Origin of the sequence: Flavobacterium sp. Leaf359, assembly GCF_001423985.1 — a bacterium.
GTDB classification, from domain to species: domain Bacteria; phylum Bacteroidota; class Bacteroidia; order Flavobacteriales; family Flavobacteriaceae; genus Flavobacterium; species Flavobacterium lindanitolerans.
Map to the genome: position 1 here is coordinate 260,441 of NZ_LMPW01000011.1, position 13,735 is coordinate 274,175.

A 13,735-nucleotide genomic window follows, 5' to 3' on the forward strand; every position below is an offset into this window, starting at 1 on the left:
ACTCCCATAAGAATTTATATTCTTTTTACTTTTATCATGTTAGCCATAAGCTATGATAAAGGCAAAAAGGCTCATGTTATACTATTTATCATCTTGCTTTTAAGTGTAATAAATGAATCAATGTCTGCTATACTTAAATATAACAACATTCCGATTCGCCTGAATGCTTCCATTTTTATTGTCATCAATAACATCCTGTGGTTTTTTATCTTATATAATGTATCCTCTATAAAAAAATCTTTGCTTTTAATAGTGATATTATTTTTTCTAAGCTTCACTGTATATAATCTTTTCCTTTTAAACGGAATCAAGGAATTCAACTCCTATTCTTTTGTGATAGGCGCTTTTTTGTATTTAATCCTTTTCATTTATAATTGCTCTTCAGAATTAAAAAAAGAAAATTTAAATTATTTTTTATCCAATAATTTCATACTGATGTTATCGCCGGTATTGTTCTTTATAGGATTTAGTCTTTTATTTGGATTTAACAATAAGAACATCCATAAAATAATGATTTTAAATCGTTTTAAACTCTATGATTTCATTAGTTATTTTGTAAACATAACTTATTATTCGCTACTTAATGTTTACATTTATCGTGAAAAAAAGTTGAAACATGTTGAATAATGTAGCCTTCGGAATTATCATCGGGTTGCTTTTTATCAGCCTGCTAATCCTTTTTTGTGTGGTATTGGTAAAACTATACATCCGCAAAATCAAAAACTACACCGAGGTCATCTACCAAAAAGACATTGATTTTCAGAAAACAGTAAACCAAACAATTCTTGAAACGCAGGAACAGGTATTGCAGAACATTTCCCAGGACCTTCATGATGATGCCGGACAACAGCTCACTTATATTAATTTCCAGATTGAAAACCTTAAACTTGATTCGCCGGAACTGAACCAGACCTTACAACCCTTATCAGAATCCGTTGGCAATCTGTCGCAATCCATACGAAATATCAGCCATTCCCTAAACAGCCAGATGCTCCTGCAACAAGACCTGATAAAAGCTATAGGATCTGAAATTATACGCCTGCAAAAAGGCTCCATTCCCATCCATTTTGCATTCAAAGGAAAAGGAGAAAGGATATTTTCAACAAATGAAAAAATTGTCATCTACCGGATTTTTCAGGAAATCATGAATAACTGCTTCAAACATTCCAAAGCCAGCCTTATTGAAATAAGATTAAAGGCAAATCCTGACTTTGAAATGGTAATTTCCGACAACGGAAAAGGATTTGATTATGAAAAAATCAAAAACAGTACTGCCACGATAGGACTACAGAACATAATCGGTCGGGCGGCTATTATTGATTATTCTGTAACTATCTGGTCCGAAAATGGAAAAGGAACAAAAATCACGCTTACCGAAAACAAACTTACCTAAACATGGAAAAAATTACGATAGGCATTATTGACGACCATAAAATTGTGAGACAGGGATTGAAAGAGCTTCTGCAAAAAATCAGCAATTTTGCCGTAACCGCAGAATTTGACAACGGGACCGATTTTCTGGCATCGCTGCCTTTGGAAAATAAGCCAGACCTGTTTATTTTAGATTATTCCATGCCGGCAATGAACGGTATTGAAGTATTGAAAGCACTGGAAGAAATAGACGAAGAATATAAAATATTGCTATTGACCCAGCATTTTGACGAGCAGATTATCGATGCAGCCTACCATCATGGAGCAAGGGGATTTCTCCATAAAAACTGTACCGCCCATGACCTGAAATTTGCGATTGACAATATCGTAAAAATAGGCTACAACAACGTTTCTGAAATACTGAAACGCATGAGAAACTATGAAACAGCTCCCGACAAGGATGCTAAAAGTCAAATTGTATTGTCTGAAAGAGAGCTGGAATTTCTGAAACTGGTTTGTGATGAAAGAGAATTGACCTATGACCAAATGGCTGATAGCATGGGATTATCTGTAAAATCTATCGAATCCTACCGTACGGCACTTTTTGAAAGATTTGGTATTAAATCAAAAGTAGGACTGGTTTTGTTTTCTTATAAATATCAGATTACACCACCTTTTATTTAATTTCTAAAAAATTTGCTTACCGTCACATTGCCGATTATCTATGCTTTAGCACTTCTCTTCTTTTAAGAAAGCATTTAAATCAGATACAGAATAATTTCATCATTCTAAAGAATGCTTATCTTTGCAGCAAACAACAACACAACAATGAATTACTTCTCATCCGATTTTAAGCTCGGAATACTAGGCGGAGGACAGCTTGGCAAAATGCTTCTGACCGATACCCGAAAATTTGACATACAGACTTATGTACTGGACCCAAGCGAAGAAGCCCCAAGCCGAATAGGCTGCAACAAATTCTTTCAGGGCAATCTTATGGATTTTGATACGGTTTATGAATTTGGCAAAAAAGCCGATGTCCTGACTTTTGAAATAGAACTGGTTAATTTAGAAGCCCTCGAAAAACTGGAATCAGAAGGTACAAAAATATATCCATCGCCAAAAACACTCAGAAATATCCAAAATAAAGGAAGGCAAAAAGATTTTTATAAAACCCATAATATTCCAACTGCTCCTTTTCAAAGATTCCAGACACTGGAAGAATTAAAAACAAGCCTTGAAAAGAATAATACCGCCCTGCCTTTTGTTTGGAAGAGTGCTGAATTTGGCTACGACGGAAACGGTGTTAAAATTGTACGCACGGCAACTGACCTCGCAAACCTGCCGGATGTAGAATGCATTGCCGAAGAAATGATTCCTTTCAAAAATGAACTGGCTGTAATAGTTGTTCGAAATCCAAAAGGCGAAATCAAGACCTATCCGGTGGTTGAAATGGAATTCCATCCCGAAGCCAATCAGGTAGAATATGTTATCTGTCCGGCACGTATTGACGACAAGGTAGCAGCAAAAGCAAGGGAAATCGCTTTGAAAGTTTCGGAAGCTTTTGAACATGTAGGATTACTGGCTGTTGAAATGTTCCAGACAGAAAATGACGATATTCTGGTTAATGAAGTAGCGCCAAGACCTCATAATTCAGGTCATTACAGCATTGAAGCAAGCTATACTTCCCAATTTGAAAACCATTTAAGAGCCATTCTCGACCTGCCTTTAGGCAATACCGAAAGCAAAGTAGCCGGAATTATGGTCAACCTTGTTGGAGAAGAAGGTCACTCGGGTCAGGTAGTTTATAAAAACATAGAACAGATTTTGGCCATTGACGGTGTAACGCCACATATTTACGGAAAACGCGAAACAAGACCTTTTAGAAAAATGGGCCATGTTACTATCGTAAATGAAGACATCGCCAAAGCCAGAACAACAGCAGAAGAAGTAAAAAAACTAATACGGGTAATCAGCAATTCGTAATCACTATTTACTCAATTATAACTTATATCCATGAAGATTGCAATCATAATGGGCTCTATTTCTGACATGCCGGTCATGCAGGAAGCCATCGACATACTGAAAGAATTTGGAATTGAAACCGAAGTAGATATTGTTTCGGCACACCGCACACCGGAAAAATTATTCGACTTTAGCAAAAACGCACATACACGTGGTATCGCTGCTATTATTGCAGGAGCCGGAGGTGCTGCCCACCTTCCGGGAATGGTAGCCTCAATGTCGCCGCTTCCCGTAATTGGCGTTCCGGTAAAATCAAGCAATTCTATCGATGGTTGGGACAGCGTACTTTCCATTCTTCAAATGCCTGGCGGTGTTCCGGTTGCGACAGTTGCCTTAAATGGTGCTAAAAACGCAGGAATTCTGGCAGCACAAATTATCGGAAGTAGCAACAAAGTCGTTTTAGATAAAATTATTGCTTATAAAGAAGGCTTGAAACAGGCTGTGCTTAAAGCATCCGAAAACCTGAAAAAATAACTTCAGATAAAAACAATAGAAACCAAGCCCGATAAGCTTGGTTTTTTTATTTTAAACCTCAACGTTTTCATAACGCCATAGGTAATTCCTTTCCAATTTTATACTTTTGGGAACAGCATGCCGGAATGCATTTCCCATGCATAAACTTATTATATTTAAAAAAAGACCCTGATATGTCAGTTCTTACCAAAAAATTTACAACAAAATACGATACCGCGCCTTTTTCTCAAATCAAAAAAGAGGATTTCCTTCCGGCATTTAAAGAAGCAATTGCCAGCGCAAAACAGGAAGTAGACGATATAGTTAACAATCCTGAATTACCAACATTTGAGAACACAATAGAAGCCATGGCTTTTAGTGGAGCCACTTTAGACAGGATATCTTCTATTTTCTTCAACCTGCATTCTGCCGAAACCAACGACGAACTTCAAAAAATTGCACAGGAAGTTTCTCCGCTATTATCCGAGTTTGGAAATGACATCCGCCTCAATGCCGATTTGTTCAAAAAAGTAAAAGCGGTTTATGACAAAAAAGACAGCCTTTCGCTTACGGCAGAACAGGCAACTCTGTTAGACAAACAATACAAAAGCTTTTCCAGAAACGGAGCGAATTTATCTGAAGACAAAAAAATGGAACTGCGTAAAATCGACAAGCAACTTTCCAAACTCAGTTTAGAGTTTGGCGAAAACGTACTGTCTGAAACGCACGCTTTCCAACTCCATATTACAGACGAAAAAGACCTTTCCGGACTGCCGGAAGGCACCATTGAAGCCGCAAAAGAACTGGCACAAAGCCATGAAAAAGAAGGCTGGATTTTTTCGTTAGACTATCCAAGCTATATTCCTTTTATGACCTATGCTGACAACAGGGAGCTTCGTAAAAAAATGGCAATTGCCTTTGGTGCGAAAGGTTTCCAGAAAAACGAGCATGACAATCAGGAAATCGTGCTTCAAATTGCCAGACTCCGATTTGAAAGAGCCAAACTTTTAGGCTATGCCTCACATGCCCATTTTGTATTGGAAGAAAGAATGGCAGAAAGCCCTCAAAAAGTAAATACTTTCCTGAATGACTTGTTAGCGAAAGCACGTCCGGCGGCGGAAAGAGAATTCAATCAACTGACGCAGTTTGCCAAAGAACTGGACGGCATTGAACAGCTTGAAAAATGGGACGGAGCTTATTATTCTGAAAAACTAAAACAGCAACTGTTCAATCTGGATGACGAAAAACTAAAGCCTTATTTCAAACTGGAAAACGTATTGGAAGGTGCCTTTACCGTTGCCGGAAGATTGTATGGACTGACTTTCGTAGAAATAAACGACATAGAAAAATACCATCCTGATGTAAAAACGTATGAGGTAAAAGACATTGCCGGTAATCTCGTTTCTGTTTTCTATGCTGACTTTTTCCCTAGAAAAGGAAAAAGAAACGGTGCATGGATGACTTCATTCAAATCGCAATACGTTTTGGGAGGCAGTAACGAAAGACCACATGTTTCTATTGTCTGTAACTTTACAAAACCAACAGAAACCAAGCCTTCATTACTTACTTTCAACGAAGTAACCACTTTATTCCACGAATTTGGACATGCCCTGCACGGGATGCTTGCTGATACCATATACCCAAGCCTTTCCGGAACCAGCGTATATTGGGATTTTGTCGAATTGCCAAGCCAGATATTTGAAAACTGGTGTTATGAACCGGAAGCTCTGGCATTATTTGCACGCCATTACCAAACAGGCGAAATCATCCCTACAGAATACATTCAGAAAATAAAAGAAAGCGCCAGCTTCCAGGAAGGCATGGCTACTTTGAGACAGTTAAGCTTTGGCTTACTGGATATGGGATGGCATGGTCAGGATCCAACACCTATCAAAGATGTAAAAGAATTTGAAAACGTTCAGTTTGCTTCCACCAAACTTTATCCGGATGTGAAAGAAAACGCCATGAGTACTTCTTTTTCTCACATCTTCCAGGGTGGTTATTCTTCGGGCTATTACAGTTATAAATGGGCTGAGGTACTTGATGCAGATGCTTTCGAATATTTTAAAGAACAAGGAATATTCAATTCTGAAGTGGCTACAAAATTCAAAGAAAACATATTGTCAAAAGGCGGAACGGAGCATCCGATGATTCTATACAAAAGATTCAGGGGAAGCGAACCAAAACCGGATGCCCTGCTAAAAAGAGCCGGATTACTTTAACACACAATTATTTGATTTCAAAATACTTGGGACTACCTGTAAAATAAGGCAGTCCCTTTTTTTATGTGTTTTTTTTGCCTTTACGGATGTGGGAAACCGTAATTTTTCTTACAGTTTTTTATATATTTGGAATCATCCTTAACGATTTGCTTATGAAAAAACTTTACCTCAATTTTATATTTGCATTAATTTTTTCTTTAAACGCAATTAGTTCCTACGGACAGTTACCCGATTTTACTCTTACCGTCACCGGAACGGATGAAACTTGTAACAGAAACGGAACCTTATCATTTACAGTAAGCGGAACCCATCCAAATGCCGGTATTATTTACACAATATACAAACTGCCTGTACTTAACAGTCCTTATGCCACAGTCTCAACCAATTCTTTATCGGGGCTCACAGGAGGAACATACAGGGTTATCGCTACGCAGACTTTAGGCACTGAAAATAATCAGCAACAAAAAGACTTCGTTATAAACAGTACGGCTTCTTTCTTAGAATTCAATATGACTTTTAGTGATATTGCCTGCAGTCTTAATAGAAATATAATCGTGAATGTCACCAGTGGGAATCCTATAGGATATGAAATCATTTCAGGCCCCATAATAAAACCCCGCCAAACTTCCAACATTTTCACTGATCTTGTGGCGGGAAACTACCTGATCAAAGTTTATGATTCCTGTGGTAACGCAGTATCCAGGTCCTACACCTTAGTAACTCTCGAAGAAATTCCCAACAATCTGGAAGTTTCTGTTGGCACAACACCTCATTCTGAATTGGTTAATTGTAATACGATTGGGGCTTCTTTTACTGTAGATGCAATAGCAGGATCAACGGTAAGCTATCCGCTCACTTTTGTATTTACTATTTTCCCACCGGGAGGCGGTACTCCTATTACAAAAACCTATATAGCAAATGGCCCTCAAGATTCCTATACCATAGAGCTTCCATTTTACAATGCTCCTTATAGCTATAGTTTAGTAGTTACTGACGGTTGCGGCAAAGTATTCCGGCAAGATGTCACCCCTATGAATACCCTATTTTCAATATTACTGGAGCGGCAAACATTGAGATGCGGTATACAATCCTTTACGGTTACGACATCAAACTTTACCTATCCAATAACGGTAGAGTTTCTTTCTGCACCAGCCGGATTCAACCCTTCTGTTTACAACTCTTCACATCCTACTTATTTTTCTAATCCAACTTTTGGAAATACTACCAATGTACTTCCTGAAGGTTCCTATGTAGTAAAAGTAACTGATGCTTGCGGAAGAACGGCTACAGAAAATGTAACCATTGACCATGAAACTGATGCCAAATTTGTTGCTACAGGGTCATGCGGCATATCTGGCGTTATCTTTGGTGAAATTCTGGGTTCTAATATCGTTTCCGCAACCATAAACACTGCCCCTTCTGGCTTTACTTTTCCTACTCCTCATAATGTCAATGCCTACATACAAAGTGATGGAGGCCTTATTATCTCCAATATTCTTGTCCCTGGATTATACTCTATAACTCTGGTAGACGAATGCGGAAATACTTATACAAAACCGGTTACCGTACCCGCTGGCGGCTCTGGTGCGCCAAGAATCAATTATCTGGGCGGATGCGAACCCGGATTTGGTTCTGTCTATATCGGTGGCGCACCAGATGTTCAAATAATGAGTGCTGAATTTGTATCTGTACCTAGTACTTACAATGGCCCGATGAATGTTTCTGTCAACATCAGAGGCGCCTATTTCATGATGAGTTCGCTACCCATTGGAACCTATCTTATTAAAATAAAAGACTCGTGTAATTCAGAATATACCTTGACCTTACAAATCAAGGAATATATTGGCAACACTACTTTTGAAATTGCAGAAGCATGTTCTTCTTTTAATATCCGATTTAACCATACAAATAACAACGGCTCAGTTATAAACCTCGGATACTGGCTGCAAAAGTTCAATCCGGCAACAGGCCAATGGGGCCATCCTAATACAAATGTTCCCTATACTGAAAATTCCCTTCCTAACATTACCAATTCAATCTCAGTTACCAATAATAATACGTGGAACCTGAATTTTCCAATAGGAGGAAAATTTAGGATTGTAACTGCTTCATCTATCTACAATAGCGTAGGTGCCAACAATTCATGTATATTTACTATAAAAGAATTTGAAACAGGAATGCTTCCTGAAATAAAAGGAGCCTTAAACTTTTCTTGTTCCGGCACCCTCTCAGACGTTTTGCTAAATGTAGTTGGCGAAGGAAACTTTACTTTCAGAATCATCGAAAAAAACGGTCAGCCTTTTGTTTTTTCAAACGGCAGTAGTCCGTTATTTACTGATTTGGAATCTGCGGTTTATGTTTTCGAAATAAAAGACCAATGTCAAAATACGAGCACCTATACTCATGATGTTACGACTCCGTTTGTATTTTCTATAGCAGCTTCTTTATGTGACGCACAAAACAGTACGCTTTCTGTCCCTAACTTCCCTTACCTGCAATACAAATGGTATAAACAAGGAGCGGAAAATGTCACATTGGGCACAAGTTCTACGCTAACTTTTAATCCTTTAAATATCAGCACACAGTCAGGAATGTATCATGTGGCCATTACCTATCCTGCTGAACCGGATTCCTGCCTGAATCAAATCCTAAACTATCAAATCGATGCCGGAAACCCGCCAAATGCCGGAAATGACAACGATGTAGACCTATGTTCTATTCCTCCTTCCATCAATCTGTTTGACTATTTATTAGGCAACGCAGACCAAAACGGAACCTGGGAACAAATCCCTTCTACAGGTGCTCTTTCATCAAATGTATGGAATACCGAAGGAGCCCAACAAGGCTCAACTTATTACTTCAGGTATTTTGTGAGAGGATTTTGCGGCGTAGAAGACGAAGCCATAATTTCTATACATTTTAACAATGTTGTCTCTGTTCCTATTATTAATCCTGTTGGTCCCCTTTGTGAAGGCTCCCCAATTAATATCAGCATTCAAAATCCAAATCTTCTGTACAATTATACCTGGTCCGGACCGAATGGATTTACGGCTACCGGTATCAATCCGGTATTTCCAAATGCGACAATTGCAATGTCCGGAACTTATACCGTTACAACCAACTTGGTCAACTGTCCTTCTGAACCTCTGTCATTTGAACTCGTTGTAACACCACAGCCGGAATTTCATTTTACACAGGAAAACACCAGAATCTGTTTTGGACAGGAAAGCAGAGTAAAGATAGTTCCTGACAATTTCCAGGAATCAGAAGCCAGTTATATTTGGCGTAATGAAAATGGCCAAATAATTGGCGGTAATTCCGTAGAAATTGAAATCAATGAACCCGGATTGTACAGTGTTTTGGTAAACTTAAACAATTGTTCTTTTTCAAAATCAATACAAATTGATGAAAACACAGATACTTTTTCTGTGGGAGCCCAGGCTAAGTGTGAAAATGACCATTATATGCTTACCGCCTATGCAATCGACAACTCATTCAATGAATCAAATGCTACCTATGCCTGGACAGGACCAAATGGTTTTAATGCAACAACACAATCGACAGACATTACCGGGCTGGAATCGGGAGTATATACCGTTGTAGTAACCAATGAAGAAGGCTGTACCACTACAGCATCGATTCCTGTAGAAAAAAGCTATTGTAAAATACCAAAAGGAGTTTCTCCAAACGGCGATAATAAAAACGACACCTGGAATCTGGCCGGACTTGATATCCTGAGAGTTAAAATTTTTAATCGCTATGGAACAGAAGTCTACGAAATGAACAATTACGTAAACCAATGGCACGGACAATGTTCTGACGGCAAACTGCTTCCTACTGCAACTTATTATTATTATATTGCATTTAGGGATGGGAAAGAAAAAACAGGCTGGGTTTACTTAAATCGTGAAGTAAATTAGTCCTCCCTTTTAAAATAAAAAACCGCTGGCAGAAGCTGACGGTTTTTTTATTAATTATTATTTTCAATTATTTTTGAAAGTTCAAAAATAAATTTATACATTTGAAGTATGGAATTCAAAGAGGCAAAAAATAAATTCATCCAAACATGGGGAGCATTAGGTTCTCAATGGGGAATCAACAAAACGATGGCGCAAATCCATGCGTTACTGATGGTTTCTCCAGAGCCGCTTTCTATGGAAGACATTATGGAAGAATTATTGATTTCCAGAGGTAATGCCAGCATGAACCTTCGTGCCTTGATGGATTGGGGAATTGTATACAAAGAATATAAATCCGGCGAAAGAAAAGAATTCTTTATAGCCGAAAAAGATTTAGACGAACTGGCTGTTAAAATAGCGCAGGAAAGAAGTAAAAGAGAAATCAAACCCGCATTAAGAGTCTTAAAAGATGTTTCTTCCATCAAAGCCAACGAAACAGGGGAAACAAAACATTTTGTAGAACAGACTTCCAAGCTCTATGATTTTGTACTAAAAGCCGATAATATGATTGACAAGGTAACCGAATTTAAAGACAATTGGATTGGCCGTCTGGTCATGAAAATCATGAAGTAAAAAAAATTTAGACTAAAGTTTCATTTTTTTCTGAAAGTTTAAAAAATATTAATCATGACACTTATACAAAAAATTAATTGTTTCGCTATAGGCCTTCCCATTACAATAGCCGCTTTGGCTGTATTTGAAGTCGGGATGTTATCATTTGCCTTATTATCAACAGTTATTACAGGATTCCTTCAGGTTTCTATTGCGTTAGTACTTTTTATTAATCATTACAAAAACAGACATCTCCAGGCCTATCTTTTGCTTTGTATCCTATTCTTCTCATTATGGTTTACAATGGATTGGGGATGGATTTGGGCCATGCCGCCATCTTTAGCCCTTTATATGACAGTCATTTTGCATTACATAGTTACAGAAAAGCCACAATGAAACTCCCATACATCGCACATATTATTTCTTCAAATTATTAATCAAAACACCGAATTATGAAAACTCTGGAAAACCAAACATTATTGTATGATGAAGACTGCCCGCTCTGCCAGGCCTACACGACAGGTTTTATAAAAACGAGAATGTTGGACAAGAATGGCAAAAAACCATTTTCTAATCTGACAGAAGATGAGCGCAACTTTATCGATTTCAAAAGAGCTTCTAATGAAATTGCTTTGGTTGATAACAAAAACAAAACCGTCATTTATGGAATAGACAGTCTGTTGAAAGTGATCGGAAATTCTTTTCCATGGATAGAAAAAATCGGAAACATTCCTCCTGTGAAATACCTGTTGAAAAAACTTTATTCTTTTATCTCATACAATCGGAAAGTAATTATCCCTAATCAAAACACCAATACTACTGCTTTGCAATGTGTTCCGAGTTTTAATTATAAATACAGAATTATCTACATTCTTTTCACAATTGTCATTACTGCATTGACACTGCATAATTTTTCAAACCTCATCCCTAATCTGCCTCGCGGAAATTTCGGAAGAGAATTGGCTATTGCTTTCGGACAAATTGTTTTTCAATCCTTGTTTTTACTAAAAATTGAAAAAAGAAATCTGGTAAACTATACAGGAAATCTGATGACAGTGTCATTGGCAGGTGCTCTGCTCCTGACACCCATCTTAATCCTGAACCAATTTATAAATATTCCACAAATCATCATCTTAATCTGGTTTGCCTTTGTAGTTCTATTCATGTTTATGGAACATTCCAGAAGGATTAAAATATTGGGACTTCCAACTATCCTTTCTTACACCTGGGTAATTTACAGAGCAATTGTCTTATTAGTCATCTTAACCTTTTAATGTAACCAACCTTCCCACCCTGGCAGGGTTATTAATCCTGCCAGGGTGGGAGGAAAACATACAAAATCATGAAAAAATTAATAATTGCAGCAGGAACCGGATTCTTAGGACAAGTTCTGGTGAACCATTTTAAAGATAAATTTGAAGAAATTATTATTCTTACCAGAGGAAGTTCGAAAATAAAAGGAAACATCAGGCACATAAAATGGAATGCCAAAACATTTTCAGGCTGGGAAAAGGAATTGGAAAATGCGGATGTACTCATCAATCTTGCCGGTAAATCTGTTGATTGCAGGTATACCGAAGAAAATAAAAAAGAAATTCTGGATTCCAGACTTGAAAGTACCCATATCTTGAATCTTGCCGTACAGCAATGCGAAAATCCACCCAAACATTGGCTAAACTCATCTACCGCTACTATTTACAGACATTCGTTAGACAAAGAAATGGACGAAGAAAATGGTGAAATCGGAAATGACTTTTCTATGAATGTTGCCAAATCGTGGGAAAAAGTCTTCTTTGAAATACAAACTCCACATACTAAAAAAACAGCATTGCGAAGCTCAATTGTGTTAGGAAAAAACGGAGGTGCCTATCTTCCTTTAAAAAATCTGACCAAAGTGGGTTTTGGTGGAAGGCAAGGAAAAGGAAACCAATTTATCAGTTGGATTCATGAAAAAGATTTTGCAAGGGCGGTAGCCTATATTATTGAAAAAGAACTTACAGGAGTTTTAAATATAGTTTCTCCACAACCTATTCGAAACATGCTTTTTATGAAAACGCTTCGTAAAAGTTTAGGTGTTCCAACCGGAATTCCAATAAGCGAAAAACTTTTAAAATTTGGTGCAAAAATGATTGGTACAGAAACAGAACTCGTCTTAAAAAGCAGGAATGTTATCCCGAAACGGCTAACGGAAAATGGTTTTACATTTGAATTTGGAGAATTAAAGAAAGCTCTGGATGATTTACGATAATTTCGACCCTGGCAGGGTTTGAAACCCTGCCAGGGTTAACGTCGTCAAAACAAATACACCAACCCCAACCAAAAAACAGGAATACTCTCCACCCAAAACAACGTATAATATTTTGAACGGTTTTCATTGGCAAAAATCATAAATAATGATGTAACAATAACCAAAATGGCATTGACAAAAAGTTGATTGGTGTCAATAGTACTTTTCAGAAATTCCAGGAAGTAAAGCGGCACCAACAGAAGCAGTCCCACAATTTTGGTCTTCTTCACTCCTATTCGCTGAGGCACAGTGCCCAATGTTGGGCTGTCTGTTTTTAAATCTATAATCTCAAAAATCAAAATCAGGCTGATAACAAGCAAAAATCGTTGAGAAAACTTAAGAATGACATCCGAAAAAACTTCGGTGCCCGCATTAATTAATGGTAACAGTGTAGTAACTCCTGACCAGCAAAGAGCAACAATATAAATCTTGACACCGCTCCAGTTCCTGATGTTTTTTCTGCTTGAAAATACTGGTACCGTATACAAAAAAGTCAGTCCAAAGAAAATAAAAGCTGTAACCTGGGTGATGAATTTCAAATGAAAAAAGAAATAAGCAGCTGCTATAAATGCAATCAGGCTTAAAATAGCTATCCCTTTAAGTTCAAATCGTAAAGGTTTTTTATTTCTGAAAAAATCTTCATATTTGATAAAATTATATCCGAAAATAGTCCCGAAAAAAGCAAAACCAGCCATATACAAATCGAAAGGATTTCGGAACATATGGTTGGTCATTAAAACCAGTGACAAAACGGCTACCGCAACGTGTATGCTGCCATTAATATAAAAATTAAATAGTCGTCTGATAGCCTGCATACTGCAAAAATAACGAAACTGTTAACAACACCGAGTTTTCGTTGAAAATTT

11 protein-coding genes are annotated in these 13,735 nt (G+C 37.6%); 10 read left to right on the forward strand and 1 reads right to left on the reverse strand.

What is annotated here, in order from left to right:
- Positions 1-616: 616 nt before the first annotated feature.
- The 10 genes from ASG38_RS08035 (at position 617) to ASG38_RS08080 (ending at position 12,830) form a co-directional block, all read left to right on the forward strand.
- The gene (locus tag ASG38_RS08035; protein WP_056068932.1) at positions 617-1,393 is read left to right on the forward strand and encodes a sensor histidine kinase; all 777 of its coding nucleotides are present in this window, start codon (positions 617-619) and stop codon (positions 1,391-1,393) included.
- Positions 1,394-1,395: 2 nt separating this feature from the next.
- Complete coding sequence (locus tag ASG38_RS08040) at positions 1,396-2,055, forward strand: response regulator transcription factor (protein ID WP_056068934.1); 660 nt, start codon at positions 1,396-1,398, stop codon at positions 2,053-2,055.
- Between the two features lie 144 nt (positions 2,056-2,199).
- Positions 2,200-3,357, forward strand: a complete 1,158-nt coding sequence (locus tag ASG38_RS08045; protein WP_056069099.1) for a 5-(carboxyamino)imidazole ribonucleotide synthase — start codon at positions 2,200-2,202, stop codon at positions 3,355-3,357.
- 30 nt (positions 3,358-3,387) lie between these two features.
- Positions 3,388-3,870, forward strand: a complete 483-nt coding sequence (purE, locus tag ASG38_RS08050; RefSeq protein WP_056068935.1) for a 5-(carboxyamino)imidazole ribonucleotide mutase — start codon at positions 3,388-3,390, stop codon at positions 3,868-3,870.
- 173 nt (positions 3,871-4,043) lie between these two features.
- Positions 4,044-6,071, forward strand: a complete 2,028-nt coding sequence (locus ASG38_RS08055) for a M3 family metallopeptidase (protein ID WP_056069102.1) — start codon at positions 4,044-4,046, stop codon at positions 6,069-6,071.
- 152 nt (positions 6,072-6,223) lie between these two features.
- On the forward strand, positions 6,224-9,991 hold the full coding sequence (locus ASG38_RS08060; RefSeq protein WP_162239676.1) for a gliding motility-associated C-terminal domain-containing protein: 3,768 nt from the start codon (positions 6,224-6,226) through the stop codon (positions 9,989-9,991).
- Between the two features lie 108 nt (positions 9,992-10,099).
- Positions 10,100-10,603: a GbsR/MarR family transcriptional regulator gene (locus ASG38_RS08065; protein WP_056068938.1), complete on the forward strand. Its 504-nt coding sequence runs from the start codon at positions 10,100-10,102 to the stop codon at positions 10,601-10,603.
- Between the two features lie 54 nt (positions 10,604-10,657).
- The gene (locus ASG38_RS08070; RefSeq protein ID WP_056068940.1) at positions 10,658-10,978 is read left to right on the forward strand and encodes a hypothetical protein; all 321 of its coding nucleotides are present in this window, start codon (positions 10,658-10,660) and stop codon (positions 10,976-10,978) included.
- A 56-nt stretch (positions 10,979-11,034) separates the two neighbouring features.
- Positions 11,035-11,856 (forward strand): DCC1-like thiol-disulfide oxidoreductase family protein, encoded by an 822-nt coding sequence (locus tag ASG38_RS08075; RefSeq protein ID WP_056068942.1) that lies wholly within the window; start codon positions 11,035-11,037, stop codon positions 11,854-11,856.
- A gap of 68 nt (positions 11,857-11,924) precedes the next feature.
- On the forward strand, positions 11,925-12,830 hold the full coding sequence (locus tag ASG38_RS08080) for a TIGR01777 family oxidoreductase (protein ID WP_056068944.1): 906 nt from the start codon (positions 11,925-11,927) through the stop codon (positions 12,828-12,830).
- A 44-nt stretch (positions 12,831-12,874) separates the two neighbouring features.
- On the opposite strand, the gene ASG38_RS08085 is transcribed toward ASG38_RS08080, so the two are convergent.
- Positions 12,875-13,684: a hypothetical protein gene (locus ASG38_RS08085; protein ID WP_056068946.1), complete on the reverse strand. Its 810-nt coding sequence runs from the start codon at positions 13,682-13,684 to the stop codon at positions 12,875-12,877.
- Between the last annotated feature and the right edge of the window lie 51 nt (positions 13,685-13,735).

Bases quoted from the DNA above. Each gene is read 5' to 3' on its own strand.
- ASG38_RS08060 (WP_162239676.1), top strand. From the start codon at position 6,224: ATGAAAAAACTTTACCTCAATTTTATATTTGCATTAATTTTTTCTTTA.
- ASG38_RS08070 (WP_056068940.1), top strand. From the start codon at position 10,658: ATGACACTTATACAAAAAATTAATTGTTTCGCTATAGGCCTTCCCATT.
- ASG38_RS08035 (WP_056068932.1), top strand. From the start codon at position 617: ATGTTGAATAATGTAGCCTTCGGAATTATCATCGGGTTGCTTTTTATC.
- ASG38_RS08055 (WP_056069102.1), top strand. From the start codon at position 4,044: ATGTCAGTTCTTACCAAAAAATTTACAACAAAATACGATACCGCGCCT.
- ASG38_RS08085 (WP_056068946.1), bottom strand. From the start codon at position 13,684: ATGCAGGCTATCAGACGACTATTTAATTTTTATATTAATGGCAGCATA.
- ASG38_RS08080 (WP_056068944.1), top strand. From the start codon at position 11,925: ATGAAAAAATTAATAATTGCAGCAGGAACCGGATTCTTAGGACAAGTT.
- ASG38_RS08075 (WP_056068942.1), top strand. From the start codon at position 11,035: ATGAAAACTCTGGAAAACCAAACATTATTGTATGATGAAGACTGCCCG.
- ASG38_RS08065 (WP_056068938.1), top strand. From the start codon at position 10,100: ATGGAATTCAAAGAGGCAAAAAATAAATTCATCCAAACATGGGGAGCA.
- ASG38_RS08045 (WP_056069099.1), top strand. From the start codon at position 2,200: ATGAATTACTTCTCATCCGATTTTAAGCTCGGAATACTAGGCGGAGGA.
- ASG38_RS08040 (WP_056068934.1), top strand. From the start codon at position 1,396: ATGGAAAAAATTACGATAGGCATTATTGACGACCATAAAATTGTGAGA.
- purE (WP_056068935.1), top strand. From the start codon at position 3,388: ATGAAGATTGCAATCATAATGGGCTCTATTTCTGACATGCCGGTCATG.